Annotated in this window: 23 protein-coding genes; 10 read left to right on the plus strand and 13 right to left on the minus strand. The window is 48.3% G+C overall.

Annotated elements, in window-relative coordinates:
* Positions 1-7: 7 nt before the first annotated feature.
* From IEW74_RS03290 to IEW74_RS03310, 5 genes are all read left to right on the plus strand, one after another.
* Positions 8-190, plus strand: coding sequence for a zinc-finger domain-containing protein (locus tag IEW74_RS03290; protein WP_188661552.1), 183 nt, complete (start codon positions 8-10; stop codon positions 188-190).
* 136 nt (positions 191-326) lie between these two features.
* Positions 327-788, plus strand: coding sequence for a hypothetical protein (locus tag IEW74_RS03295; RefSeq protein ID WP_188661553.1), 462 nt, complete (start codon positions 327-329; stop codon positions 786-788).
* A gap of 120 nt (positions 789-908) precedes the next feature.
* A complete protein-coding gene (gene polA, locus IEW74_RS03300) occupies positions 909-3749 on the plus strand; it encodes a DNA polymerase I (RefSeq protein WP_188661555.1) in 2841 nt (946 codons plus the stop codon).
* Between the two features lie 23 nt (positions 3750-3772).
* Positions 3773-4081, plus strand: coding sequence for a hypothetical protein (locus IEW74_RS03305; RefSeq protein ID WP_188661558.1), 309 nt, complete (start codon positions 3773-3775; stop codon positions 4079-4081).
* Positions 4082-4167: 86 nt separating this feature from the next.
* On the plus strand, positions 4168-4515 hold the full coding sequence (locus IEW74_RS03310; RefSeq protein WP_188661559.1) for a hypothetical protein: 348 nt from the start codon (positions 4168-4170) through the stop codon (positions 4513-4515).
* Here the strand turns inward: IEW74_RS03310 and IEW74_RS03315 are convergent, their stop codons facing one another.
* From IEW74_RS03315 to IEW74_RS03325, 3 genes are read right to left on the minus strand one after another with little or no spacing between them, the layout of a single operon-like run.
* Entirely contained in the window at positions 4516-4890 is a 375-nt protein-coding gene (locus IEW74_RS03315) for a DUF423 domain-containing protein (protein ID WP_188661561.1), read from the minus strand. It abuts the gene before it with no gap.
* A 4-nt stretch (positions 4891-4894) separates the two neighbouring features.
* Positions 4895-5128, minus strand: a complete 234-nt coding sequence (locus IEW74_RS03320; RefSeq protein WP_188661563.1) for a DUF1178 family protein — start codon at positions 5126-5128, stop codon at positions 4895-4897.
* Positions 5129-5146: 18 nt separating this feature from the next.
* Positions 5147-5350 carry a SlyX family protein gene (locus tag IEW74_RS03325; protein WP_188661565.1) on the minus strand — a complete coding sequence of 68 codons (204 nt, stop codon included), beginning with the start codon at positions 5348-5350 and terminating at the stop codon, positions 5147-5149.
* Positions 5351-5444: 94 nt separating this feature from the next.
* Between IEW74_RS03325 and msrP the strand changes: the two genes are divergently transcribed.
* Together msrP and msrQ are read left to right on the plus strand one after the other, a co-directional pair.
* Positions 5445-6389 carry a protein-methionine-sulfoxide reductase catalytic subunit MsrP gene (gene msrP, locus IEW74_RS03330; protein ID WP_188661567.1) on the plus strand — a complete coding sequence of 315 codons (945 nt, stop codon included), beginning with the start codon at positions 5445-5447 and terminating at the stop codon, positions 6387-6389.
* On the plus strand, positions 6389-7003 hold the full coding sequence (gene msrQ / locus IEW74_RS03335; protein WP_188661570.1) for a protein-methionine-sulfoxide reductase heme-binding subunit MsrQ: 615 nt from the start codon (positions 6389-6391) through the stop codon (positions 7001-7003). Before msrP ends, msrQ begins: the two co-directional genes overlap by 1 nt.
* Here msrQ and IEW74_RS03340 read toward each other — a convergent pair.
* Positions 6993-7424, minus strand: a complete 432-nt coding sequence (locus IEW74_RS03340) for a hypothetical protein (protein ID WP_188661572.1) — start codon at positions 7422-7424, stop codon at positions 6993-6995. The genes msrQ and IEW74_RS03340 overlap by 11 nt on opposite strands.
* Before the next feature lie 416 nt (positions 7425-7840).
* Between IEW74_RS03340 and IEW74_RS03345 the strand changes: the two genes are divergently transcribed.
* Together IEW74_RS03345 and IEW74_RS03350 are read left to right on the plus strand one after the other, a co-directional pair.
* Positions 7841-9697, plus strand: a complete 1857-nt coding sequence (locus IEW74_RS03345; RefSeq protein ID WP_229734221.1) for a thiamine pyrophosphate-dependent enzyme — start codon at positions 7841-7843, stop codon at positions 9695-9697.
* Positions 9687-10307: an indolepyruvate oxidoreductase subunit beta gene (locus IEW74_RS03350; RefSeq protein ID WP_188661576.1), complete on the plus strand. Its 621-nt coding sequence runs from the start codon at positions 9687-9689 to the stop codon at positions 10305-10307. The genes IEW74_RS03345 and IEW74_RS03350 overlap by 11 nt, the downstream gene beginning before the upstream one ends.
* 72 nt (positions 10308-10379) lie before the next feature.
* Here the strand turns inward: IEW74_RS03350 and IEW74_RS03355 are convergent, their stop codons facing one another.
* The 7 genes from IEW74_RS03355 to ccoG form a co-directional block, all read right to left on the minus strand.
* Entirely contained in the window at positions 10380-10808 is a 429-nt protein-coding gene (locus tag IEW74_RS03355; RefSeq protein WP_188661578.1) for a universal stress protein, read from the minus strand.
* A 1-nt stretch (position 10809) separates the two neighbouring features.
* On the minus strand, positions 10810-13410 hold the full coding sequence (locus IEW74_RS03360) for a TRAP transporter permease (RefSeq protein ID WP_188661580.1): 2601 nt from the start codon (positions 13408-13410) through the stop codon (positions 10810-10812).
* Positions 13411-13513: 103 nt separating this feature from the next.
* Positions 13514-14491 (minus strand): TAXI family TRAP transporter solute-binding subunit, encoded by a 978-nt coding sequence (locus tag IEW74_RS03365; protein WP_188661582.1) that lies wholly within the window; start codon positions 14489-14491, stop codon positions 13514-13516.
* Positions 14492-14743: 252 nt separating this feature from the next.
* Positions 14744-15577, minus strand: coding sequence for a beta-keto acid cleavage family enzyme (locus IEW74_RS03370; RefSeq protein ID WP_188661584.1), 834 nt, complete (start codon positions 15575-15577; stop codon positions 14744-14746).
* A gap of 4 nt (positions 15578-15581) precedes the next feature.
* Positions 15582-16913, minus strand: a complete 1332-nt coding sequence (locus IEW74_RS03375; protein WP_188661586.1) for an aspartate aminotransferase family protein — start codon at positions 16911-16913, stop codon at positions 15582-15584.
* Between the two features lie 37 nt (positions 16914-16950).
* A complete protein-coding gene (locus IEW74_RS03380) occupies positions 16951-17820 on the minus strand; it encodes a MurR/RpiR family transcriptional regulator (RefSeq protein ID WP_188661587.1) in 870 nt (289 codons plus the stop codon).
* Positions 17821-17963: 143 nt separating this feature from the next.
* Positions 17964-19406, minus strand: coding sequence for a cytochrome c oxidase accessory protein CcoG (gene ccoG, locus IEW74_RS03385; RefSeq protein WP_188661589.1), 1443 nt, complete (start codon positions 19404-19406; stop codon positions 17964-17966).
* Positions 19407-19613: 207 nt separating this feature from the next.
* Between ccoG and IEW74_RS03390 the strand changes: the two genes are divergently transcribed.
* Entirely contained in the window at positions 19614-21020 is a 1407-nt protein-coding gene (locus tag IEW74_RS03390; protein ID WP_188661591.1) for an aminotransferase-like domain-containing protein, read from the plus strand.
* A 5-nt stretch (positions 21021-21025) separates the two neighbouring features.
* On the opposite strand, the gene IEW74_RS03395 is transcribed toward IEW74_RS03390, so the two are convergent.
* Positions 21026-21646 (minus strand): transporter substrate-binding domain-containing protein, encoded by a 621-nt coding sequence (locus IEW74_RS03395; protein ID WP_229734222.1) that lies wholly within the window; start codon positions 21644-21646, stop codon positions 21026-21028.
* Positions 21647-21917: 271 nt separating this feature from the next.
* Positions 21918-22715, minus strand: coding sequence for a substrate-binding periplasmic protein (locus IEW74_RS03400; protein WP_188661595.1), 798 nt, complete (start codon positions 22713-22715; stop codon positions 21918-21920).
* Positions 22716-22772 lie beyond the last annotated feature (57 nt).

The raw sequence follows: 22772 nt of genomic DNA on the forward strand, positions 1-22772 counted from the left end.
GGGCATTATGAAGCCTGAAGAAATCATCGAGGTTGAAACTGCATCCGTTGCTTGTGATGGTGACGGCGGCGCTGCGGGCCACCCGCGTGTATTCTTGAGCTTGAAACAGGAACACGGCTACGAAGTCGTTTGTCCGTATTGCTCCAAACATTATAAGTTAAAAGAAGGCGTGTCCCTGCACGGTCACTAAGACACGTTTTTGAATAACTGATTTATGCTGAAAAGGATTCCCGTCAAGAGTGGGAATCCTTTTTTGTTGCTTGCAATTTGCGTCTATAAACTTAAAAGTGTCTTTGTGTTTTATTTGATATTTTTAAGGGGGCGTTATGCGCGGGTTCATTTTATCACTTGCCTTATTCATGCTGGCTGTTTCACCTGCAATGGCGCAAACCAGTTGGGAAAAACTGATAAAGGACATTGAAAAACCGGATATGAGCGCCAATCAACCTGCTGAAAAAGAGAACGGACCGTTGCTATCTATGCCGGATATGAATGCACAGTCGTCAGCAAAGGCAGACGCCAAAGACGATGTGCGTATGAAAATGGTCACTTCCTATAAGTGTGAAAATCCGGATATCCCGGATTGCCTGTTTGATTTGCGTTATAAACCGCGTCTGGTGGATGTTGAAAATTGTCGGGATATGACCGCGTTATATTTGCAAGCGGTTGCAAGTTATAATCGCTGTGTTGATCGACGTTCACGCAAACATGCCCGCCATATTGTTAATTTCTTCAACTGTGCAGCGGCAAAACGTGAGGACTGCCCCCTTCTTTATGGGGATGATTAAAATACCAAACTAGAATTTCATATTCATAAATATATGATGATTTTTCATCTATGGTGAAAAACGCCATCCGGATCAACAAGCTCTCTTGCTCTCTGTAAATTGGACGCTATAGTCTGGAGTATGACTGATCAAGTGACACCACAGGCCAAGCCGGAACACGTTTATCTCATTGACGGGTCCAGCTTTATTTTTCGTGCATATTTCGCCAATATGCGCAACCCGATGAGCCGTGCTGACGGGACCCCGGTTGGGGCTGTTTACGGTTTTTGTTCCATGTTGATGAAGCTGTTGGGCGATACGGATGCAGACCATGTGGCCGTGGTGTTTGATACGGCGCGTAAAACATTCAGGAACGATATCTACGGGGAATATAAAGCGCACCGTCCACCACCACCCGATGACTTGATCCCGCAATTTGCCTTGGTCCGTGAAGCCGTAAAAGCTTTTAATGTCGCCAGTGTGGAAATGGAAGGTTACGAAGCCGATGACCTGATTGCGACTTATGCCAAGCAAGCATCCGCAATGGGCGCGCAAGTGACGATCGTGTCTATCGATAAAGACTTGATGCAGCTTGTCGATGATAATATTTCCATGATGGACACGATGAAAAACCGCATCATCACCCATGATGAAGTGGTGGAAAAATTCGGGGTTGGCCCGGACAGGGTTGTGGATGTTCAGGCCTTGGCGGGCGATAGTTCGGATAATGTACCCGGTGTTGCAGGGATTGGCCCGAAAACAGCGGCGCAGTTGATCAATGAATATGGTGATCTGGAAACTTTGTTGGAACGCGCTGGCGAAATCAAACAGACCAAACGCCGCGAACGCCTGATCGAACAGGCGGAAATGGCACGTATTTCCAAGCAGTTGGTGACTTTGTGTCAGGATGTCCCGGTTGAACAAAAATTGGCAGATTTTGCAACACGCCAGATCGATGCAGATAAACTCATCGCCTTTTTTGAAGAACAATCGTTTAAATCTTTGATCCCGCGTATTGCGGCCAAGTTCGGTGTGGAACTGAGCATGGATGAAGACGGGCAAACGCAGGAACGCGCAAGTGGCGAAGTGGCTTTACCCAATATGGCAAGCCTAAGTCCGAAAGAAACCGCATATGAGTTAGTGCAGGATGAGGCCACCTTGTCGCGCTGGGTCGAAGGTGCGCGTTTGTGTGGGACGGTTGCGGTCGATACGGAAACCGATTCTTTAAATGCCATGTCGGCTAATCTTGTGGGGGTGTCTTTATCATACGAGGTTGGCAAGGCCTGTTATATCCCCTTGCGTCATAAATCAGGACAAGCCGCGCAAACGTCTTTGTTTGGCGATGATGAAGGCGATGCAAGTACCCCGCAACAAGTACCGTTTGATCGGGCGGTTGAATTGCTGAAAAGCCTGTTGGAAGATGAGGCCGTTTTAAAAGTCGGGCAGAATATCAAATACGATATGCTGGTTTTATCGAACCCGGATAATGGCGGGATCAATGTGACCCCAATCGATGACACGATGGTTCTGTCATACATCAATGAAGGGGCCATGCATGGTCATGGGATGGATGAATTGTCCGAGCTTCATCTCGGTCTGAAACCCATTGCGTTTAAAGATGTCTGTGGCACCGGGAAAAACCAGATTACCTTTGATTTGGTCGAACTGGATAAAGCCCTTGATTACGCCGCAGAAGATGCCGACATCACATTACGTTTGCACAAGATTTTCAAACCGCAATTGGCGGCACAAAAAAATGTGACGTTATATGAAACGATGGAACGCCCGTTGATCCCCGTTTTGACGATGATGGAACAAAACGGTATCCGGGTTGATGTGCAGGAATTGCGCGGGGTGAGTGAAGAATTTGCAGGCCGTATGGCGCAATTGGAAATTAAAATCCACGAACTGGCCGGGCGCGCATTTAACATCGGGTCGCCCAAGCAACTCGGTGAGGTTCTGTTTGATGATCTGGAGCTTCCCGGTGGGAAAAAAGGCAAAACAGGTGCCTATCAAACCGGGGTCGGGGTTTTGGAAAAACTGGTGGACGCAGGACATGAATTACCCGCCAAAGTGCTGCAATGGCGCCAGTTATCGAAATTAAAAAGCACTTATGCCGATGCCTTGATTGCACAGGTTAATGCCAAAACCGGGCGGGTGCATACCTCGTTCCAGCAGGCGGTGACTTCGACCGGGCGCCTCAGTTCATCTGATCCGAACCTGCAAAACATTCCGATCCGTACGGAAGAAGGCCGTCGCATTCGCCATGCCTTTATTGCTGATGAAGGCAAGATTTTGATGGCAGCGGATTACTCGCAAATCGAATTGCGCCTGCTTGCCCATGTTGCCAAAATCGACACCTTGAAAGACGCCTTTCAAAACGGTGTGGATATCCATGCTTTGACCGCGTCACAGGTCTTTGGTGTACCGGTGGAAGGGATGGACCCGATGGTCCGGCGCAATGCAAAGGCTATTAATTTCGGCATTATCTATGGGCAATCCCAATATGGTTTGGCAAAACAGTTGGGTATTGGTAATGAGGAGGCCAAAGAATATATTCAGGCCTATTTCGAACAATATCCCGGCATTCGCAAATTTATGGATGATGCCAAGGAAGAAGCCCGTGAATATGGCTATGTGACCACGTTCTTGGGGCGGAAATGTTTTGTCCCTGGTATTAATGATAAAAACGGGGCGCGCCGTGCCTATGGGGAACGCGCTGCCATTAACGCCCCCATTCAGGGCGGGGCCGCCGATATTATTAAACGTGCGATGATCCGCTTACCCGGTGCGTTGCACGATGCCGGTTTGTCCGCCAAAATCTTGTTGCAAGTCCATGATGAACTGGTGCTGGAGGTCACGCCGCAAGAGCAAGAAAAAACGGCGGAGGTTTTACGTAGCGTTATGGAAAGTGCTGTTGATCTGGATGTGCCGTTGGTGGTGGATATCGGCACCGGACACAATTGGGAAGAAGCGCATTAGAATGACGGTTTCGGGGGCGGATCATGGCAACTGAGATCCGAAAAATAGGTTTCAGTCTGGAAGAGGTCAAAGCAGCATTGATTGCTTATGCCAACCGGACGGGACGCAAGGTGCCCAAGCGGCCCATTCATTCGATTGCAGAAGAAGGGGGTGGGCGAATTGTTCTTTATTTTGGTGAAGATAAAGATGCCCATGTCGGGCTGCCCGCGCGTGAAATGATTACGGTCTTGCTGGTTTTTTGTCAGGATCACAAGTTGCCGGTGCCACGCAGTGCGAAAAAAGCGCTGAAGTTGGAAGGGAATATTCTAACCCTGATGATCCGTTCGGTTTGATTGAAACCTGAAATTGTATGTTTCTTTGTTGGAAACTCTGCGCTATATAAACGCGCAGGCGAAATCTGTTTGGAATAAAAAGAAAAATGCCGGTCGAGATCAGACGCATTGAATATACCGATATCGAATTGCGCAATGCGCTGGCCTTTTTTCATGGTCGAAAAGAAGGTGTCAGTGGCAATCAAACAAATGTGTCTGCCGTCAAAGTCATGGGGGGCGATGACTTCAGTATTGTTGCCAAGGTCTCAACGGCGATTGATGATGATGTATCGCGCAAAGTGTTTGATCATGCGACGACTGTGGCTGCGATGGTTCTTTATTCCAAAAAAGTAGGCATTCCGTTACCGCGCGAGGCCGTCAAGGCTTTAAGCCCAAACGGTTATGGCGGTGTGTCCATGACTATTCGTTATGAACATCGTTTTGATCTGGGATGATCAGTTTTTGGCTTTGAACCCGTAAAAAGCCAGCACACACCAACCGCCAATCAAGCAAAATCCACCCAGTGGGGCCGACATGGGGAAGGGGGTAATCTCCCAAAATCCCTTCATGTAAAGCGTACCGCAGAACAAGGCCACACCTGCGGTGAACAGTACACCGGATAAGGTGAGAAGACGGGAATTTTCGCGTAAAGACAAAAGGGCCACAGCCAAAAGGGCAAGGGCGTGCCAAAATTCATAACTAACCGCCTTATCCACCCATAACACAGCCTGTTCGGATAAGCCCGCATGCGCAGACAGTGCCCCGGCAATAACGGCTTCGGCCCCCATTAATCCGGCCAATACGATCCATAAACGGCTGGTTTTTGTCATGGCTTTAACCTTGCATCGCCGGACAACCCATATTGGAACACATCGGCGCAGAGGCACAGGACGGAGCCTGTGGCGCGGTGGATACACTTGGGGCCATAATGGTTTTTTTGACGTGGCTGGACCCACATTCCGGGCAGCTATGTTCGCCTTTTTCGCTCATGTCATCAAATTTGGATGAACTGGCAAACCAGTCTTCAAACACATGGCCTTGATCACATTGCAGCTTATATTTGATCATTTTTTATATCCTTAATCCTTAATAATGTGGCGGAATATAAGGGGCATCGTCAATTTCACTGGGGGCAACAGCCTTGACCCGATCCTTCATGGATAGCAGTTCCTTGGTCAGTTTTTCAATAGTCTGCCATTGTTCAAAAACCGTTTTGTTCAACTCATCAATTGTACTGTCTTGATGGGTGATGCGTATTTCCAATTCGGTTAAACGGTCTTCGATGCTCATCAGGTGCTCACGAAATTGTTATTTAATGTGGGGCGCGCGCAAATCATTACCATATTACTATAAGAAACCGGTAACGATTTATGTGAGTGCTGATATGTTGATTAAACACACGATTGCAAGTGACCCAAAGTCTTTTGAGATTACATCCAAAGCCGCCTACCTGAAGCGACGCGATTTTTTAAAAGCGACACTGGCGCTGAGTGCTGCGGCGATTTTGCCAACATCGGCACAGGCTTATTTGCCGCAAAAGATCGAAGGCATCATCAAAAGCCCGTTCAGTACCGATGAAAAGCTAAACAAATATGATGACGTCACCAGTTACAACAATTTTTATGAATTTGGCACGGGCAAGGGCGATCCTTTGGATAACTCCGGTGATTTTCAGCCCAAGCCTTGGACCATTAAGGTAGACGGTTTATGCAACAACCCCGGTGAAATTGGTATTGAAGACCTGATGGGGCAATATCAACAGGAAGAACGCATCTATCGCATGCGCTGCGTCGAAGCATGGTCTATGGTTATCCCGTGGGTGGGTGTGGAATTGGCCAGTCTGTTGAAAAAGTTTGATCCCAAAACCGAAGCCAAATATGTGGAATTTACCACGCTTTTTGATCCGAAACAGTTTCCGGGGCAGAAATATCCGATCATTGCGTGGCCCTATACTGAAGGTTTGCGTATGGATGAAGCTATGCATCCGCTGACATTGCTGGCCACCGGGATTTTTGGCGAAGAGTTGCCCCCGCAAAATGGCGCGCCGATCCGTCTGGTTGTGCCGTGGAAGTATGGGTTCAAAAGCATTAAATCCATCGTGCGTATTCGCTTTGTCGATAAAATGCCGACATCCACATGGATGCAACAGGCACCCAGTGAGTATGGCTTTTATGCCAACGTCAACCCGGATGTGGATCATCCGCGCTGGACACAAGCCAAGGAACGCCGCATCGGTGAATTTTTCCGCCGTCCGACACTGGCCTTTAATGGGTATGCGGAAGAAGTCGCCGATCTTTATAAAGGCATGGATTTGAGGAAGAATTTCTAATGGCAGGAAAAAGAAAAATACCGATCAAACCGTTTGTCTTTCTAGTGTGTCTGCTTCCAGCGTTCTGGTTGGTCTATGGCATTTTTACGGGCACATTGGGGGCCAATCCGATTGAAACCATCCTGCGTGATCTCGGGGATTGGACCTTGCGGTTTTTATTGCTGGGTTTGGCGATCAGCACCGTGCGCCGCCTGATGGGCTGGGCATGGGTAATGCGTTATCGTCGAATGATCGGTCTTTTTGCCTTTTTCTATGCTTTCTTACATCTGGCGGTTTATATCGGCATTGATCATTTCTTTGACTGGGCGACCATTTGGAAAGATATTGTCAAACGCCCTTATATCACCATTGGGATGACGGCCCTTTTATTATTGATCCCCTTGGCGGTGACGTCCCCGAAAATCATGGTGCGCAAACTGGGTGGGGCGCGTTGGAAGAAACTGCATAAACTTGTCTATCCCATTGCCATTATGGGTGTTGTCCATTTCTATCTGTTGGTCAAAGCCGATGTGCGGGAACCCTTGATCTATGGAGGGATCTTGCTCTTCTTGCTGGGGGAACGCCTCTATCGGCGTTATGGAGAAAGTTTTCAATTCGCCAAATCTATCCGTTAATGGCACGAAGCTCCACCGTTTCGCATGGGGTGGGGGACGGCAAGGTGGGTAGACTCAAATGAATATTATGAATGCTTAATAGGTGTGCAATCACTTGGAATTTTTTCTGTACTGTCGCGCGCGCCCAAACAGGCACCAGCCATTCCAAAATATGTAAAAATCGATCCGGTCTGTTATTTTGAACGGCCGCCAATCCATTAAGGATGCACCGCTCATGGCTGGAAATACAGGGCGTATTCATATGGGAGAGTTCCAATGCGGTGCGGCTGTTTTTTGCCAGTTCAAGGCGGAATTCACATAACAATTTACATTCCTGCGGGGCCATATTCATCGAAGCAGCGGCACGTGGGCAAGCGCGTAAAATGCGCAATGCCATTGTATCACTGAGCGAGATTGTGTGGCGGTCATATGAAGAGGGCATGGCATATCCTTATATTGGGAACTCTCCCTTCTTTAATAGTGCAACTGATAATTATTATCAAATATTTTCTTAAGATTTATATTCTGTCGGTTTCTGGGAAGGGGCGTTGAAGTAACGTCAGAATCGGTAAGGAGAGATGACCTATTTCGGGATTATATCTGCTCATTTTGTATGCGCAATGAAAGTAGTTGCATATGTGACGAAATGTAATCATTCCAAAATATGTAACATCAACGTGGGAATAATGGCTTAATTTGTAACGCTTTGTTTTATTTGTTCGTTATCAAATGTTTTATGTAAATAAAATTACAAAAAAATTGCGAAAAATGACGTTTTTATCGTATCTTGCCTCGCGAGGGGGTGCGCTAGACGCGCTTCTTTTCGTGAGGAATTTAAAAAGAGTCAGGTGCAAAAACGTGAACGCAATTGTTAAAGCCATCGCCGACAGCAGACATCTGTTGTCCGGTAACGAAGCCCTAGCACGGGGTGTCTGGGAAGCCGGTGTTCAGGTCGCAACGGCCTATCCGGGGACGCCGTCTACCGAAATACTGGAAAATCTAGCCCTCTATCCAGACATTCATGCCCAATGGTCGGTGAATGAAAAAGTTTCTCTGGAAGTTGCCATCGGGGCCTGTGTTGTCGGGGCACGATCTTTCTGTGCGATGAAACATGTTGGCGTTAATGTGGCCTCTGATGCGCTGATGTCACAAACATTGGCCGGGGTAAATGGGGGGCTGGTGATTGCTGTTGCCGATGATGTCGGGTTATCGTCATCGCAGAATGAACAGGACACACGTTTTTGGGGCCGTTTTGCCCATTTGCCGATTTTAGAACCCTGTGATTCCCAAGAAGCCTATGAAATGGCTATCCGCGCCTATGAGCTTTCTGAAAAGTTCGGCATTCCCGTCATCATCCGTATGACAACACGTGTCTGTCATGTGAAGGGGCTTGTGACTGTCGGGGAACGTCAAGCCTATGAACATAAAGGATTTTTGGATGATCCGACCAAATGGGTCATGGTGCCGACCCATGCCAAGGAACTGTTGAAGAAACAAGGTTCACGCGATGTGATCCTGAAAGCCTATGTCAATGAATGCGATCTAAACCGCGTTGAAGACGGTAGTGATAAACGCATCGGGTTTGTGACCTCGGGTCCGGCTTATCTGCATGTCAAGGAAGCCTTCCCTGATGCGCCTGTTTTTAAAATGGGCATGTCTTACCCGGTGCCGATTGAGGCAATCCGCGCGTTCGGGGAAACAGTGGACAAACTGGTTGTGGTTGAAGAAACTGAACCGTTGGTGGAAACGGAATTGAAGGCCGCAGGTGTGGCTGTACATGGCAAGGATATCCTGCCAAAAACGGGCGAGCTCAGCCCGCTGATTTTGGACAAGCCCATTCGCGAATTATATGGCGAGAACGTGGATGATCTTGCCGACCCTGATTTACCTGTTTTCCCACGTCCGCCGACCATGTGTGTGGCCTGTCCGCATTTATCGCCTTATTACTGCTTGTCCAAACTGCATAAGAAAATCCGCATTGCAGGTGATATCGGTTGTTATACGTTAGGGGCTGGGCACCCTTGGAAAGCACTGGATACGACCACCTGTATGGGGGCGTCTATTTCTATGGCACTGGGCATGACGCTCGGCGCGTCTGACGAAGATAAAGACAAGCCTGTTGTGGCGGTGATCGGGGATTCAACCTTCCTGCATATGGGCATGCAACCATTATTGGATGTGATTTATAATCGCGGGAACGTCACCGTGATGTTGCTGGATAACCGCACAACAGGTATGACGGGCGGGCAGGAACATGCCGGAACCGGGTTTGATATTCATGGTAATGAAGCGCCGCGTGCTGATTTTGAAAAAATCGTTGTGGCCCTTGGGGTTAATCCAGACCGTGTCCGCCGGGTCAATCCTTATGAAATGCCGACCATGTTCAAGGCGATTAAGGAAGAAATTAATCAGAACGAACCCTCTGTTATTATTACCGATCAGCCCTGCGTGTTGACCACGCGCTTTAAACGTCAAAATCCTTTGAAAGTGATTGATGGCTGTACGGGCTGTGCCAATTGTCTGAGCACAGGTTGTCCGGCGATTATCGTAACGCGGCGTGAAACCGAAACGCGCAAATCCGGGAAAGAGGTCGAAAAAGCCTATGTCGAGATTGAAACAACCGCTTGTACAGGCTGTAATCTATGTGTCAGTACCTGTGGTCCCGATGTCATTAAACCCGTTAGCTTTCTGGAGGTAGCCAAAAATGTCCAATAATGCGGAACTGACCAATATCCTCGTTTGCGGCATTGGTGGGCAAGGGGTGATGACGGCGTCTGAAGTCCTGTCTATGGCTGCCATTCAATTAGGGTTCGACGTGAAAAAGACCGAGGTTGCCGGTATGGCGCAACGCGGTGGTGTTGTCACATCGCATGTGCGTTTTGGTGAAAAAGTACTTTCGCCTGCAATCCCGAAAGGCGAAGCCGATATTCTCGTCGGGTTTGAACCGGCAGAAGCGATGCGGTGGGCCAAACATTTGAAAAAGGGTGGTGTTGCGATGGTTAATACATCGCGTATCAAACCGCCTGTGGTCAATGTCGGTCTGTTTGAATATCCAGATAACCCTGTGGAAGAAATGCGTAAAAACGGGGTGGAAGTCTATGATTTTGACGCCGGTGAAATCGCCCGCGAACTGGGGGAAATGCGTTTGGTCAATACCATTTTAATGGGGGCGATTTCTGAACATTTGCCGTTTGATGCGCAGGTTTTGAAAGACATTATCGTGGAACGTTTCCGCCAGAAAAAACCCGAACTGGCCGAACTAAACGATAAAGCTTTTGAAGCGGGTCGTAAGGCGGCTGCAAAATCTGCCCAAAGCGCTGCCTAAAATCTGAAGTATGAACAAAGAAAAAGCCCATTGCACAGGATGCAATGGGCTTTTTTGATGGCTACCTGTTTCTTAATCGCGAACGACAAAGACGGAACATTTGGCATGGCGTACAACCCGTGCGGAGTTGGGGCCAAGCAGGTAGTCTTCGAGTTTGGGGCGATGGGCGGACATGATAATCAGGTCAATATCAACCTCATGACATACCCGCAAAATTTCATCATAGACAGTTCCGTTTGCAATGATGCGCTGGACTTCGATCCCGTCTGGAATGTTGTCCGTCACAAATTGCTTTAAGATTTTCTTTGTTTCTTCCAGTGCTTTGGCTTCAAAACCTTTTGGGAAAAAAGATCCGACGAGCGAGCTGCCGAAGTCCGGCACCACGCTCATCACATGAAGTTTACTGTTGAAAGTTTTGCACATTTCAATGGCGCTTGGCAGTGTTTTGTGCCAGGAACTCGGTTCTGCCAAATCGATGGGGAGAAGGATATCTTTATACATTTTACGCTCCTTGTGCGCGGGCTGCGGATGAAGGGACTTCTTTTCGACGGCGCGCACGTTGCGCCAGAATCACAAGCCCCAGCAGCACAAATGCAGGGATAAACATGATTTGCTTGGTCGGTCGGTCTGTTTCCACCTGAACGCCACTGATTTCAAAATCGAAATCAACGCCCAACTTGGCCGCCGGACTGTCAAACATGACATTGTCGACAATGGCTTTGCCGTCTTCATTGCGCAGTTCAATGCCTGCAAAATTCAGACGATCCGTGCCGCTGGCTTTTGGTCCCATCGGGATCATGACAGCTTTGGAAACATCGTTTCCTTGCAGGTCGATGCCATTGATTTGAATGGTCAGGCTTCCACCGTCTTTGACCCCTTCCGCCAAGCTCATTAATTCCGTACCCGGACGTTCTTCATAAGGCGGGATGATCATATCCAGCCAGAAGGCAGGACGGAACAATGTGAAGGCAATGAGCAACAGGGCTGCCGTTTCCCAGATCTTGCTTCTCACAAGGAAATAGCCTTGTGTTGCGGCCGCAAAGCTAAGCATCGCGATGACGGCGACGACAATCACCGATATGAGATGGATAGGCCCGGTTATCCCGATCATCAACAATTCTGTGTTGAAGATGAACATAAAGGGCAAAATCGCCGTTCGGATATCATACATGAAGCCCTGCAAGCCCGTTCGAATGGGATCACCTTGTGAAATGGCTGCTGCGGCAAAAGCCGCCAACCCGACAGGGGGCGTATCATCGGCTAAGATGCCGAAATAAAAGACGAACAAATGAACCGCAATTAATGGAACAATAAGACCGCTTTGCGCCCCCAATGCCACAATCACCGGTGCCATTAAAGAAGACACAACAATATAGTTGGCGGTTGTCGGTAAACCCATGCCAAGGATCAAGCTGATAATGGCAGTGAAGATCAACATCAACATAACAGAACCGCCCGAAATCAGTTCGATAAATTCTGTCATGACAAGGCCGATCCCGGTCAGGGTGACAGTGCCCACCACGATCCCGGCAGCGGCTGTTGCCACACCGATCCCGATCATATTGCGCGCACCGGAAACCATGCCATTGAACAAATCGGACAGACCGGTTTTATAGGCCGTCTGGACATCGTCGCCCTTGTTACGGAAATATGCCATCAACGGACGTTGTGTGATAACGACAAACATCATAAAGACGGTTGCCCAAAAGGCCGATAATCCCGGTGACATACGTTCAACCGTTAAACACCAGACCAGAACCACAACAGGTAACAGGAAGTACAAGCCGACTTTGACGGTCGGGCCAACGGGGGGAAGTTCGTTAATTTCCGGTGTTGTATCCAGTTCCGGGTAACGTGCGGCAAATTTGACCAAAGCGATATAGATAACTGCCAATCCAAGGGCAACCACCCAACCTGTTGCGTCCCCGGCCATGACTTTGACCCATCCCAGCAAGGGCGGCATAATCCAGATCAACCCACCTAAAATGATAAAGATACTGAGGGCACCGATTAAGCTGCCTTTCAGGCCGATTTTATGGATGCGAGGCAAGCCTTGCATGTTGGCTTTCATCGCCTCAAGATGCACAATATAGACCAAGGCGATATAGGAAATAACCGCAGGTAAGAACGCATGTTTAATGACATCAATAAAAGGAACGCCAGTATATTCCACAATCAGGAAGGCCGCAGCCCCCATGATCGGTGGGGTTAATTGACCATTGGTACTGGAGGCGACTTCGACCGCACCGGCCTTTTCAGCCGAAAATCCGACTTTTTTCATTAAGGGGATGGTGAAGGTGCCGGTGGTCACAACGTTGGCGATGGAGGAACCCGAAATCATACCGGTCATGGCAGAGGAAACCACTGCGGCCTTGGCCGGTCCACCGCGCATATGTCCCATCAGGGCAAAGGCCACGCGGATAAAATAATTACCGGCACCGGCTTGTTCCAAAAGGGCGCCGAACAGGACAAACAGAAAGACCATTGAGGTCGAAACCCCAAGAGCAACGCCAAACACACCTTCGGTTGTCAGCCAGTAGTGCGACATCCCTTTGTTGAGGGAGGCCCCTTGGTGGGCAATAACATCCGGCATGTAGGGTCCAGCAAAAGTATATGTCAAAAAGACACCCGCCACGACCATCAAGGGTGGGCCCAAGGCGCGTCGAGTGGCTTCGAGCAACAGGATCATACCGACAACACCGACAATGACATCGAATTGCGTCGGATTGCCGGGACGGTCCGCCAGTTGATTGTAGAAAAGGAATAAATAAGCGGCGCAAAAGGCACCGATCAAGGACATGGCCCAGTCTTGGATGGGAATATAAGACTTGGGGGAATGTTTGGTTGCGGGAAAAGAGGTAAAAGATAAAAAGACGGCAATCGCCAAATGGATGGCGCGGGCTTCGGTATCATTGAGAACCCCAACCCCGAAAATAAAGGGCAGTGGTGAAGCATACCACACTTGAAAAATCGACCAACCGAGGGCGGTGAATAATAGAATTTGTCCGGCAAGTCCGAAAGGACGGCGCCCGCCGGTATCGGCTTCGGCGACCAGTTCTTCGGCACTCATAGCCGTGTTTTTACTTTCCGTATTTTGACCCATCGCGAATACTCCTTTGCGTCAAAATGATCTGCGCGTATGTAGATGGAAAAAGGGGGAGCTTGCACACAAGCTCCCCCTTTTTGTTCGCATTCAAAGCATATACTTACTTCAGAAGACCAGCTTCTTTGTAGTATTTGGCTGCGCCGTCATGCAACGGTGCGGACAGGCCATCTTTGATCATTTCTTCTTTTTTCAGGTTCGCAAATGCCGGGTGGAATTTTTGGAACTGATCGAAGTTTTCGAACACAGCTTTAACAACCTGATAAACAGTGTCTGCCGGTGTATTTGTGGAAGAAACGAATGTCGCGCCGACACCAAATGTTTTGGTATCTTCCGGGTTGCCGCGATACATACCGGCCGGAATAGTGGCAACACGGTAGTAGTCATTGTCAGCAACCAGTTTTTCAACAACAGGGCCGTCAACCGTTACGACAACACTGTCACAAGATGTTGTGGCTTCTTTGATGGAGCCATTAGGGTGACCAACAGTGTAAATCATGGCATCAATTTTGTTGTCACACAAGGCTTTGGACTGTTCAGCCGCTTTCAACTCGGATGCCAAGGCGAAATCGTCTTTGGTCCAGCCCAGTGCTTTCATCAAAACTTCCATAGTGCCGCGTTGACCGGAACCGGGGTTGCCGATGTTTACGCGTTTACCTTTGAGGTCCATAAAGTTTTTAATACCGCTATCTGCGCGCGCGATAACCGTGAACGGTTCCGGGTGGACAGAGAAAACAGCACGTAATTCTTTAAACGGACCAGACTCTTCGAATTTGCTTGTGCCGTGATAAGCATGGTATTGCCAATCGGACTGGGCAACGCCCATGTCCAGCTCACCAGCACGAATGGTGTTGATGTTATAAACAGAACCGCCTGTGGATTCTGCGGAACAACGGATACCATGAGCTTTACGATCCTTGTTCACCAGACGGCAAATCGCACCGCCGGTCGGATAGTAAACACCGGTTACGCCACCTGTACCGATTGTGATGAATTTTTGTTCTGCCTGAGCAACCCCCATAGAGGCAGCAGCGAAACCGATAATTGCCGCTGTTGCAACAAAGGCTTTTTTAAAGATCATATTTAACTCTCCCGTTTCGGATATGAATCCTGACTTATGCCTGTTTTCACAGGCCTTTCCCTGAAATGGCGTTTGGTTATGCCGTTCCAGTATGACTTTGGTTGTTTATTGCCCTAACCGGACGAAAAGCATTTTTGCTTTTTTAATCATTAATGGTAATACCTAAGCATAGTTGAAATGGAACTGCAACACTTGTTTCTTTCAAATGACTATCAAAACAAATATTTCAACATCTCTTTGAAAAATATTTTTTTATTCTCCATTTGGTCTTTTGATACGCAAGGATCGTAAAGTGGTGGCACGCATCGGTTCGCGTCCTGTCAACCGGGCGCTGAGGGCGGCTTGTGCGACCAGTTCCCCATTGTTGGGGGCTGTGGACCCATCTGCCAGTAAGCGGTTGTTTTCAAATCCGATTCTACCATGACCGCCAAGGGCTGCCGCCATAGAGATACAGGCATTTTCATGCTGGCCAAACGCGCAGACACTCCAATCCAGATCGGGTTGATCTTTGATCAGGTGATAAGGATCAAGGAGGTCTTGTGGTTTGGCCAGTTGTTGTCCGTAACGCCCTAGAACGATGAGGATGGAAAGGTGACTTTGTCCAAAAATACCTGTGTTGCGCAAGGTCAGAAAACGTTGAATGTCATTTTCATCGTAAAGGATAATCTGCGGCCAGATTCTTTCATTGCTCATCCACTGCCAAAACTTAGCAAATGTTTGCTCATCTGCGCCTTCTGGCAGAAGTTCGCGCAAGCTCAAGGAAACGGCTTCGGGCTTGAGGGACTGGACCATATCGCGCTGTTGTTCGGCTTGATATTGTCCGACCGCCTCTGTTGTGACCTGAATAACAATATTATCGCCCATGCGATTGCGAATCGCACGTATGGCATCCTTATAACGTCCTGCATCTAAAACATGTCGTTCATTAGAATCACGCACATGCAGGTGGATCATTGCGGCCCCGGCTTTTGCGCACTCTTCGGCGCAATCGGCCAGTTCGTCCGGGGTGATGGGCAAGGCGGGGTGATCGGCTTTACCAAGGCGTGCCCCATTGGGGGCGACGCATAACATCATATCGTTTTTCATAAGTCTATTCCCGCCCGGTGACACGGTTAAGGGCACGCGTCAGGCGTGACACAATTTCGTCAATCAAGGCTTCATCTGCAATGAAGGGCGGGGCAAGCAGGACATGGTCGCCAAGTCGCCCGTCAATGGTGCCGCCATTGGGGTAGCAAATCATCCCCAAATCCATTGCCGTTTTTTTGAGTTTTGTATTTAAAGAAAACGCCGGATCAAATGGGGTCTTGGTCTTTTTATCTTCCACAAATTCGACAGCGCGGAACAGGCCACGTCCACGAATGTCGCCAACGTGCGGATGGTTGTCGAAGGCCTCATGGAGTTTTTTATCCAAGAGGTCCCCCATTTTTTGAACATTGTCGATCAGGTTGTGTTTTTCGATTTCTTTCTGAACGGCCAAGGCGGCTGCGCAAGCGATAGGATGCCCAAGGTAAGTATGCCCGTTCATAAAAACGCCGGAACCTTGTTGAAAAGCGCGATAGATTTTGTCTGAAACTAGGGCTGCCCCGATCGGTTGATATCCGCCGCCCAATCCTTTGGCAATGGTGACAATATCGGGAACGATGCCTTCCTGTTCATAAGCAAACAAACTGCCGGTCCGTCCCATGCCGCACATGACTTCGTCAAGGATCAGCAGGATGTCGTAATGATCACAAATGTCGCGGATTTTTTGGAAGTAGGTTTTTACCCCGGTTTGTGCGCCCAATGTGGCCCCGGAAACGGTTTCCGCAACAAATCCGATGATATTTTCAGCCCCGAGACGATTGATTTCGTTTTCCAGTTCATCGGCAAGACGGGTGGCATACTCTTCTTCACTTTCCTGTGCCTTTTGGTCCCGATAAGGATAACAGGGGGAGACACGGCCCTGTTCAACCAGCAAGGGGGCAAACTGTTTTTTGCGCCATTGGTTACCGCCCACAGATAATGCACCAAGCGTATTGCCGTGATAGCTTTGCCCGCGTGCGATAAAATGTTTGCGTTCGGGTTGTCCTATTTCCAGAAAATACTGGCGCGCCATCTTAAGGGCGGTTTCCACGGCCTCGGACCCGCCGGAAACGAAATAGGCGGCTTCCATATTGCCCGGTGCGCGGGCAATGAGAAAATCGGCAAGGTCTTCTGCGGGTTTGGAGGAAAAAAAGCCGGTGTGGGCGTAGGCCAGTTGATCGACCTGGGCATGAATGGCGGCGCGAACCGCCTCGTTACTGTGACCAAGGCAGGAAACAGCGGCACCACCGGACGCGTCCAGATATCGTTTGCCGTTTTCGTCGATAATATAAGGGCCGTCACCGCGAACGGCGAGGGGGAGTTTGCTTTTTAAACTGCGATGAAAGACATGTGTGGCCATCGCTTGTCATCCTTATCGTAGGGTGGAAGGGGGGCTATCAGGGTTGGTCTTCCCAATAGGCATCAAATTGATCGAGCTGTTCTTTACTTTGGGCGACAGTTTCAACCAGTTCTTCGCCACCTTTTGAAATCATAATGGCGATGAGGCTTTCCACCAGCGCAATACTGGCGCTGGCAGAAGGAAAAAATGTGGGTGAGACATTGCGGATCATAAGATTACGATCACCGGGACCGACAATGGGTGAAATTTCCGTATCGGAAATCGCCACAATCGTTGCGCCTTTTTTGCGGGCATATTGTGCCGCCTGAACGGTTTCACGGCTGAAAGGTGTGTTGGAAATGGCAAACAGCACATCACCGGGGCCGATATCGCGCAAGGTGTCTGCGGCAATGCCCGCCTTGCCATCAATCAAGTGCGCGTTGGCGCGAAACATGGAATAGGCATAGTAAAAGGCAAAGGCAACCGGAAAGGAAATGCGCATGCCCATGACATAAATGCGTTTGGCGCTGAGCAAAAAATCAGCCGTTTCGTCCAAAATATCTGCGCCGATCGCGTGCAGGGTACGGTGAATGTTTTTCTTGGATGTTTCTTCGATTTCCTCGATCAATTCAAAGGCATGCCCGGCTTGGCGTTGCAAACCGCGTGCACGTCCGACATAATCTTCCGGGGACAGGCGCAAGCGATGTTGAAAAAGATCACGCATGTCGTTGAATCCTTCAAACCCCAAAAATTGTCCCAAGCGTACCATGGTTGTCGGATGGACGTTGGCTTCCTTGGCAAGTTGTCGCATGGATACAAGGGCGACATCCTCGGCATTATCAATGACGTAACGTGCCGCCAGTTGAACCTGTGGGCTCATATTCTGGTAGCTTTCGTTAATGCGTTTTAGAAGCTCGTCATACGTCATTGAAGGACACCTTTGAGTGTGATCTTCATAAGAGTAGCGACAAGTTTTTAGATTTGCAACACTTGTTTCAAGTTTATTTTATGTGAAGCAATTGTTTTTATCAAAAGGGGAGGAGACCGGAGTTTCTTCCCCTTTTATTTTGGTTAATGTTGAGGGCCGATGAACAAGGTTTCTGCAATCTGAATATCGTTTTTTTCGGGGTCCGCAAATTGGACATGAATGGGCAGGCGAGCCTGTGCATTATCCGGAAGATCACTTTTGACAATCATGCGGAAAGTCCCGACCTCACCGGCTTTTAGGTGAAGTTTATCGTCCTTTTGCCCGATGATACGTACTGTCGGATTTGCCAGACCGATCAGATGTAAGGTGTAGTTTCTATCCTGTGTGGATTTGTTAATCAATCGAATGGTATAGGCGTTTTGGATCTGCCCGGAACTGAGCTTGACAAAGAAAGGGGCGCGGTCGCGCAGGATTGAAACAGTTGTTTCAGCCCGCATGTTTATACTGACGATTGCGGCGATAATGGTGGTCAGTAAGATGGCGATATAGACCACTACACGTGGGCGTAGCAACGGGTTTTGTGTCGCCTCTCCTTTGGATGCCTGCTGGATGTTATAGGCCGAGTCGTAGGTAATCAGGCTGGTGGGAAGGTTGAATTTTTGCATGACGGTATCGCAGGCATCTATACATAAACCGCAACCAATACATTCCATTTGTTGCCCGTCGCGAATATCGATCCCGGTCGGGCAGGCCTGTACGCACAAGGAACAATCAACGCAATGGCCCCGATCTGAAAAATCCCGGCTTTTGCCCGGTTTGGCGCGCCCTTCGCCCCGCCAGTCCTGATAGGTAATGACCTTGCTGTGATCATCAAACATGACGCCTTGAAAACGCCCGTATGGACACATGTAAAAACAAACTTGCTCGCGGGCAAACCCTGCCATCATGTAGGTCATGCCTGCCATTGTTGCAAATGTTGCCAGTGTCCAGCCCGTAAGATTAGCCTGAAACAGATCTTTAGTGATTGTCAATGGATCGTGAAAGTACCAGAGAAAGGACAAGGCGAAAAAGCATGAGATTGCAAGCCAGACGGAGTGTTTTGCAATGCGTTTGATGGTTTTGTTCATGCTGTTTGGCGCCTTGTCCATCCGGATGCGGGCGTTACGGTCGCCCTCGATCCATGCTTCGACCTTCATAAAAAGGTCGGTCCAAACGGTTTGAAAACAGGCAAATCCGCACCATGCGCGTCCAATCAAGGTGGCGGAGACAAAAAGACCGATGGCGGCAATAATCATCAAGGCGCTGAGGATGTAAATATCCTGCGGCCAGATCTCAAGATTAAACAAGTAAATGCGTTCACCCGGTATATCGAACAAGATGGCCTGATCGGGTTTGTCCCCTTCACGTGCCCACGGCAGAAGAGGCGTGAAATGATACAAGACAAGAAACCCCCACAAGGTTGCGTTTTTTAAGGATCGGTAGAACCCTTTGACGGCCTTTGGATGGATTTTTTGTCGACTGGCATAAAGGTCTCCGCGTGCGGCTTCTGTATCGGCGGAAAGGGAGTTAGGTGACATGGGTTGCATTGTTCATTCCACGATATTCATTCAAACTTGAGGGATAGGCAAAAGCACACAATCCATTCAATTTCAATTTTTTGATCGCAATATATGTATTTGTATGTAAATTAGGATGCATACAAATTGTTATTTTAAAATGGAAACACCAGTCTTTGCCGTCTGTATATGGAAAAACTTATATATCGGAAGAGATGTCTGGAAAGAGAGTTGCATATGGTCGAAATATCCCCGTCTTTTTGGAGTCCGCATCAACTGGACCCGACCCTGCCTGTTTATCTGGCAATCGTAGAAGCGTTGGAAAGCGATATTTTGTCAGGTCGGTTGCAAGCCGGGGAAAAGTTGCCGCCGCAACGCCTTCTCGCACAAAAAATCGGGGTGGATTTCACAACCGTTTCAAGGGCATACAAGCAGGCGGTTGCGCGTTCTTTGGTGTATGCGCAAGTTGGCAAAGGAACCTTTGTACGTGCGGGGGTGCATCCGGGACCGACTATGCAAGGTGGTGTCGGTTTTCGTGAAATTGATATGGGGATGAATATTCCCCCCTTGCCCGATGATACGGCCTTGATTGCCCGCATGAAACGCGAAATGTCCAAGGCGGTTGCCCGGTTATCAACACAAGCTTTGTTCGGATATCACGATTTTGTCGGATCGTCTGCGGAACGAGAACAGGCTGCCACATGGGTTTCTCGGCGCTATGAGGGGGCAACAGCGGAACGGGTTATGATCTGTCCGGGGACGCAAAGTGCCTTATTGGCTCTGATGATGTATTTGGTGAAACCAGAAGATAAGGTCTGTTGTGAGCAACTGGTTTACCCCGGTTTTAAATCCTTGTGTCAGCGGATGAATATTGACTGCCTTGGTCTGGAAATGGACGAGGATGGTTTGTGCCCGGATGATTTTAGAGCGGCTTGTCGTGAAAATCGTGTGCGGATGCTGTATTGCACACCGACAATGCACAATCCGACCTGTGTCACTTGGTCATATGACAGACGCAAAGAAATTGCTGCGATTGCGCGTGAATTTGATGTATTGATTGTTGAAGACGATGCCTATGGATTTATTTCAAGCCGGGATATCCCGGTTTTGTCGTCTTTTGCCCCGGAACGCAGTTTTCATATTGCAGGGTTGGCAAAATGTGTATCCAGCGGGGTTCGGATCTCGTTTTTGACGGTGCCGGATATAAAATATTTCTCGGCACTGTCGATGGTGATGCGATCCAGTGCCATGATGGTGTCTGCGCCGGCAAAAGCCATTGCACTACAATTGATAAAAAGCGGATGTGCTGAGCTTATTACACAAGCGATTTGTCACGAGGCACATGGCCGTCAGGATATTTTACAGGCGGTGTTTCCCGAAGGCGATATCAGAACGGACCGGGACGGTTTTCATGCCTGGCTGTCGTTGCCTGAACATATGCCTGCGCGCGATTTTGTTGCAGCGTTGCGTGCGCGTGCTATTCGTGTTGTGCCCAGTGATGTTTTTGCCCTGATGCCGCATCATCCAAATGGAGTTCGGATTTGTTTGGGCGTGCCGGAAAATAGGTCCCAGTGTCGCTCCGTCCTTTTGGAAATCCGCGATGTTTATTTGAACGGTATTGTCAGCGATAACAATTTTGTATGACCGGATCATTTGTAATTGAAGGGGGCGTCCACGTAGCGGGCCTTCATCAATTCCTCATTGAGGAGGATATTTTTTTCATTCAACGCCCCGTTTTTTTGCATAAGGGCATAGCCAGCATTCAGTTTGTTGAGAATATCCGGGCGATCTTTACGGACCCATATAATAGTGGCGTAGGTCAGAAGGGGACGGAAATTGAATCGATTTTGTGCGTGTTGTTTTTCAAAATACCATGTAAATTCTTCAGAACCCCACAATAAGTCGGCCCGGTTGTTGATGAACATGCGTGTTGCTGTGAAAATATTATTTGCACTAAAAAGACCGACTTTTTTGTCTTTTGCCCATTGGGTAAGATCGGGCATGAATTCGTAGGGTGATTTCATACCTGCAACCGTGATGAGGGTTTTTCCCAAAACCTGATCGGGTGAACTTGGGATTTCGTTCAGAGGTTTTTCTGAGAAAAAACCGGCAATCCAAGGGGTGTGCCAATCACTTGCGAGACAACAATCTTGGAATGTTTTCACATCAATTGTGATTAAGCCATCGACTTGATTGTTGAAAAGCTTTTGATAAGCCCGTTTATAGGGTAAGGCTTCGATATGGCATGTGATCTGGGATTGCTCACACATGTAAGCAACCGTTTCACCAATCGTCCCTGAAAATTTTCCGTCTTTTGTACTGTGAAATAAGGGGGGGTATTCAAAAGTTGCGAGTTTTATAGCTTCATTTTGCGCAAATGAAGGGGGGCTTGTGCAAATGATGCCCAATAAAAATAAAACCAAAGGGTATATGTTGCGTTGTTTGTGCATCTTTGCCAAATATGTGGAAAAACATTTTTTAATTTTATTTTATAATTGCATTATATTCAAGTTGGTTAATTTATGAGGCCGTTGTACCCGTTTAGGGATGATCAAAGGTGGCATCCCGATAGCGGATATCCATAAGTTCAGGGATCAATAATTTTTTATGATCCAGCGTTTGCGTTGTCAGCAGTTGTTCGTAAACAGCGTTGAAACGGGCCAGAATATCCGGTCGGTCTTTTTGTATCCAAATGACAATCGGACGCACGACCAAGGGTAAAAATGTAAAATCCATATCAGTGGTTTGTTTGTTGAAATACCAATAGAAATCTTCTGATCCCCATAAGTAATCGGCCCGTTTATTTAAAAACATACGGGTGGCCGTATAGGTATTATTGGCGGAAAACAGGGTGACTTTCTTTTGCTCGCTCCATTCATCCAGTTCAGGCATAAATTCGTAAGGGGAACGCATACCCGCCACGGTGATCAGGCGTTGACCAAGAATTTCCTCGGGCCGTTTGGGAATTTCCTCAATGGGATTATGAGAGAAAAAGCCGGCAATCCACGGTGTTTCCCAATTGGTATGGGCACAACATTTTTCAAATTGATCGACTTTTATGGTGATTAACCCATCGACGAGCTTATTTTCCAGCTTTTGATACGCCCGCTTGAACGGCAGGATTTCAACTTGGCAATCCATTGCGGCCAATTCACACATATAGGTGATTGTCTCCCCCACTGTGCCCGAGAATTCGCCATTTTGACTGTTGTGGAGAAGCGGTGGATAGGAAAAAGTTGCGAGCTTGACAACATCGTTTTGGGCGTACACAACCGAACTCGCACTTGGAAAGGCAAAGCTGAAACAAATAAAGAAGGCATAGTGAATGATTTTTATCATTTTATTAGTTAGCTTCTTGCCACTGGTCGTTTGATTGTTTTAATTCAAACGAAAATT

The organism is Terasakiella brassicae, assembly GCF_014641495.1.
Classification (GTDB): domain Bacteria; phylum Pseudomonadota; class Alphaproteobacteria; order Rhodospirillales; family Terasakiellaceae; genus Terasakiella; species Terasakiella brassicae.

Bases quoted from the DNA above. Each gene is read 5' to 3' on its own strand.
- IEW74_RS03395 (WP_229734222.1), bottom strand. From the start codon at position 21,646: ATGTGTGAGCAATCCCAGATCACATGCCATATCGAAGCCTTACCCTAT.
- IEW74_RS03340 (WP_188661572.1), bottom strand. From the start codon at position 7,424: ATGCCCTCTTCATATGACCGCCACACAATCTCGCTCAGTGATACAATG.
- IEW74_RS03295 (WP_188661553.1), top strand. From the start codon at position 327: ATGCGCGGGTTCATTTTATCACTTGCCTTATTCATGCTGGCTGTTTCA.
- IEW74_RS03320 (WP_188661563.1), bottom strand. From the start codon at position 5,128: ATGATCAAATATAAGCTGCAATGTGATCAAGGCCATGTGTTTGAAGAC.
- ccoG (WP_188661589.1), bottom strand. From the start codon at position 19,406: ATGCAACCCATGTCACCTAACTCCCTTTCCGCCGATACAGAAGCCGCA.
- IEW74_RS03380 (WP_188661587.1), bottom strand. From the start codon at position 17,820: ATGACGTATGACGAGCTTCTAAAACGCATTAACGAAAGCTACCAGAAT.
- IEW74_RS03390 (WP_188661591.1), top strand. From the start codon at position 19,614: ATGGTCGAAATATCCCCGTCTTTTTGGAGTCCGCATCAACTGGACCCG.
- IEW74_RS03365 (WP_188661582.1), bottom strand. From the start codon at position 14,491: ATGATCTTTAAAAAAGCCTTTGTTGCAACAGCGGCAATTATCGGTTTC.
- IEW74_RS03375 (WP_188661586.1), bottom strand. From the start codon at position 16,913: ATGGCCACACATGTCTTTCATCGCAGTTTAAAAAGCAAACTCCCCCTC.
- IEW74_RS03305 (WP_188661558.1), top strand. From the start codon at position 3,773: ATGGCAACTGAGATCCGAAAAATAGGTTTCAGTCTGGAAGAGGTCAAA.
- msrP (WP_188661567.1), top strand. From the start codon at position 5,445: ATGTTGATTAAACACACGATTGCAAGTGACCCAAAGTCTTTTGAGATT.
- IEW74_RS03350 (WP_188661576.1), top strand. From the start codon at position 9,687: ATGTCCAATAATGCGGAACTGACCAATATCCTCGTTTGCGGCATTGGT.
- msrQ (WP_188661570.1), top strand. From the start codon at position 6,389: ATGGCAGGAAAAAGAAAAATACCGATCAAACCGTTTGTCTTTCTAGTG.
- IEW74_RS03325 (WP_188661565.1), bottom strand. From the start codon at position 5,350: ATGAGCATCGAAGACCGTTTAACCGAATTGGAAATACGCATCACCCAT.
- IEW74_RS03290 (WP_188661552.1), top strand. From the start codon at position 8: ATGAAGCCTGAAGAAATCATCGAGGTTGAAACTGCATCCGTTGCTTGT.
- IEW74_RS03360 (WP_188661580.1), bottom strand. From the start codon at position 13,410: ATGGGTCAAAATACGGAAAGTAAAAACACGGCTATGAGTGCCGAAGAA.
- IEW74_RS03370 (WP_188661584.1), bottom strand. From the start codon at position 15,577: ATGAAAAACGATATGATGTTATGCGTCGCCCCCAATGGGGCACGCCTT.
- IEW74_RS03315 (WP_188661561.1), bottom strand. From the start codon at position 4,890: ATGACAAAAACCAGCCGTTTATGGATCGTATTGGCCGGATTAATGGGG.
- polA (WP_188661555.1), top strand. From the start codon at position 909: ATGACTGATCAAGTGACACCACAGGCCAAGCCGGAACACGTTTATCTC.
- IEW74_RS03355 (WP_188661578.1), bottom strand. From the start codon at position 10,808: ATGTATAAAGATATCCTTCTCCCCATCGATTTGGCAGAACCGAGTTCC.
- IEW74_RS03400 (WP_188661595.1), bottom strand. From the start codon at position 22,715: ATGATAAAAATCATTCACTATGCCTTCTTTATTTGTTTCAGCTTTGCC.
- IEW74_RS03310 (WP_188661559.1), top strand. From the start codon at position 4,168: ATGCCGGTCGAGATCAGACGCATTGAATATACCGATATCGAATTGCGC.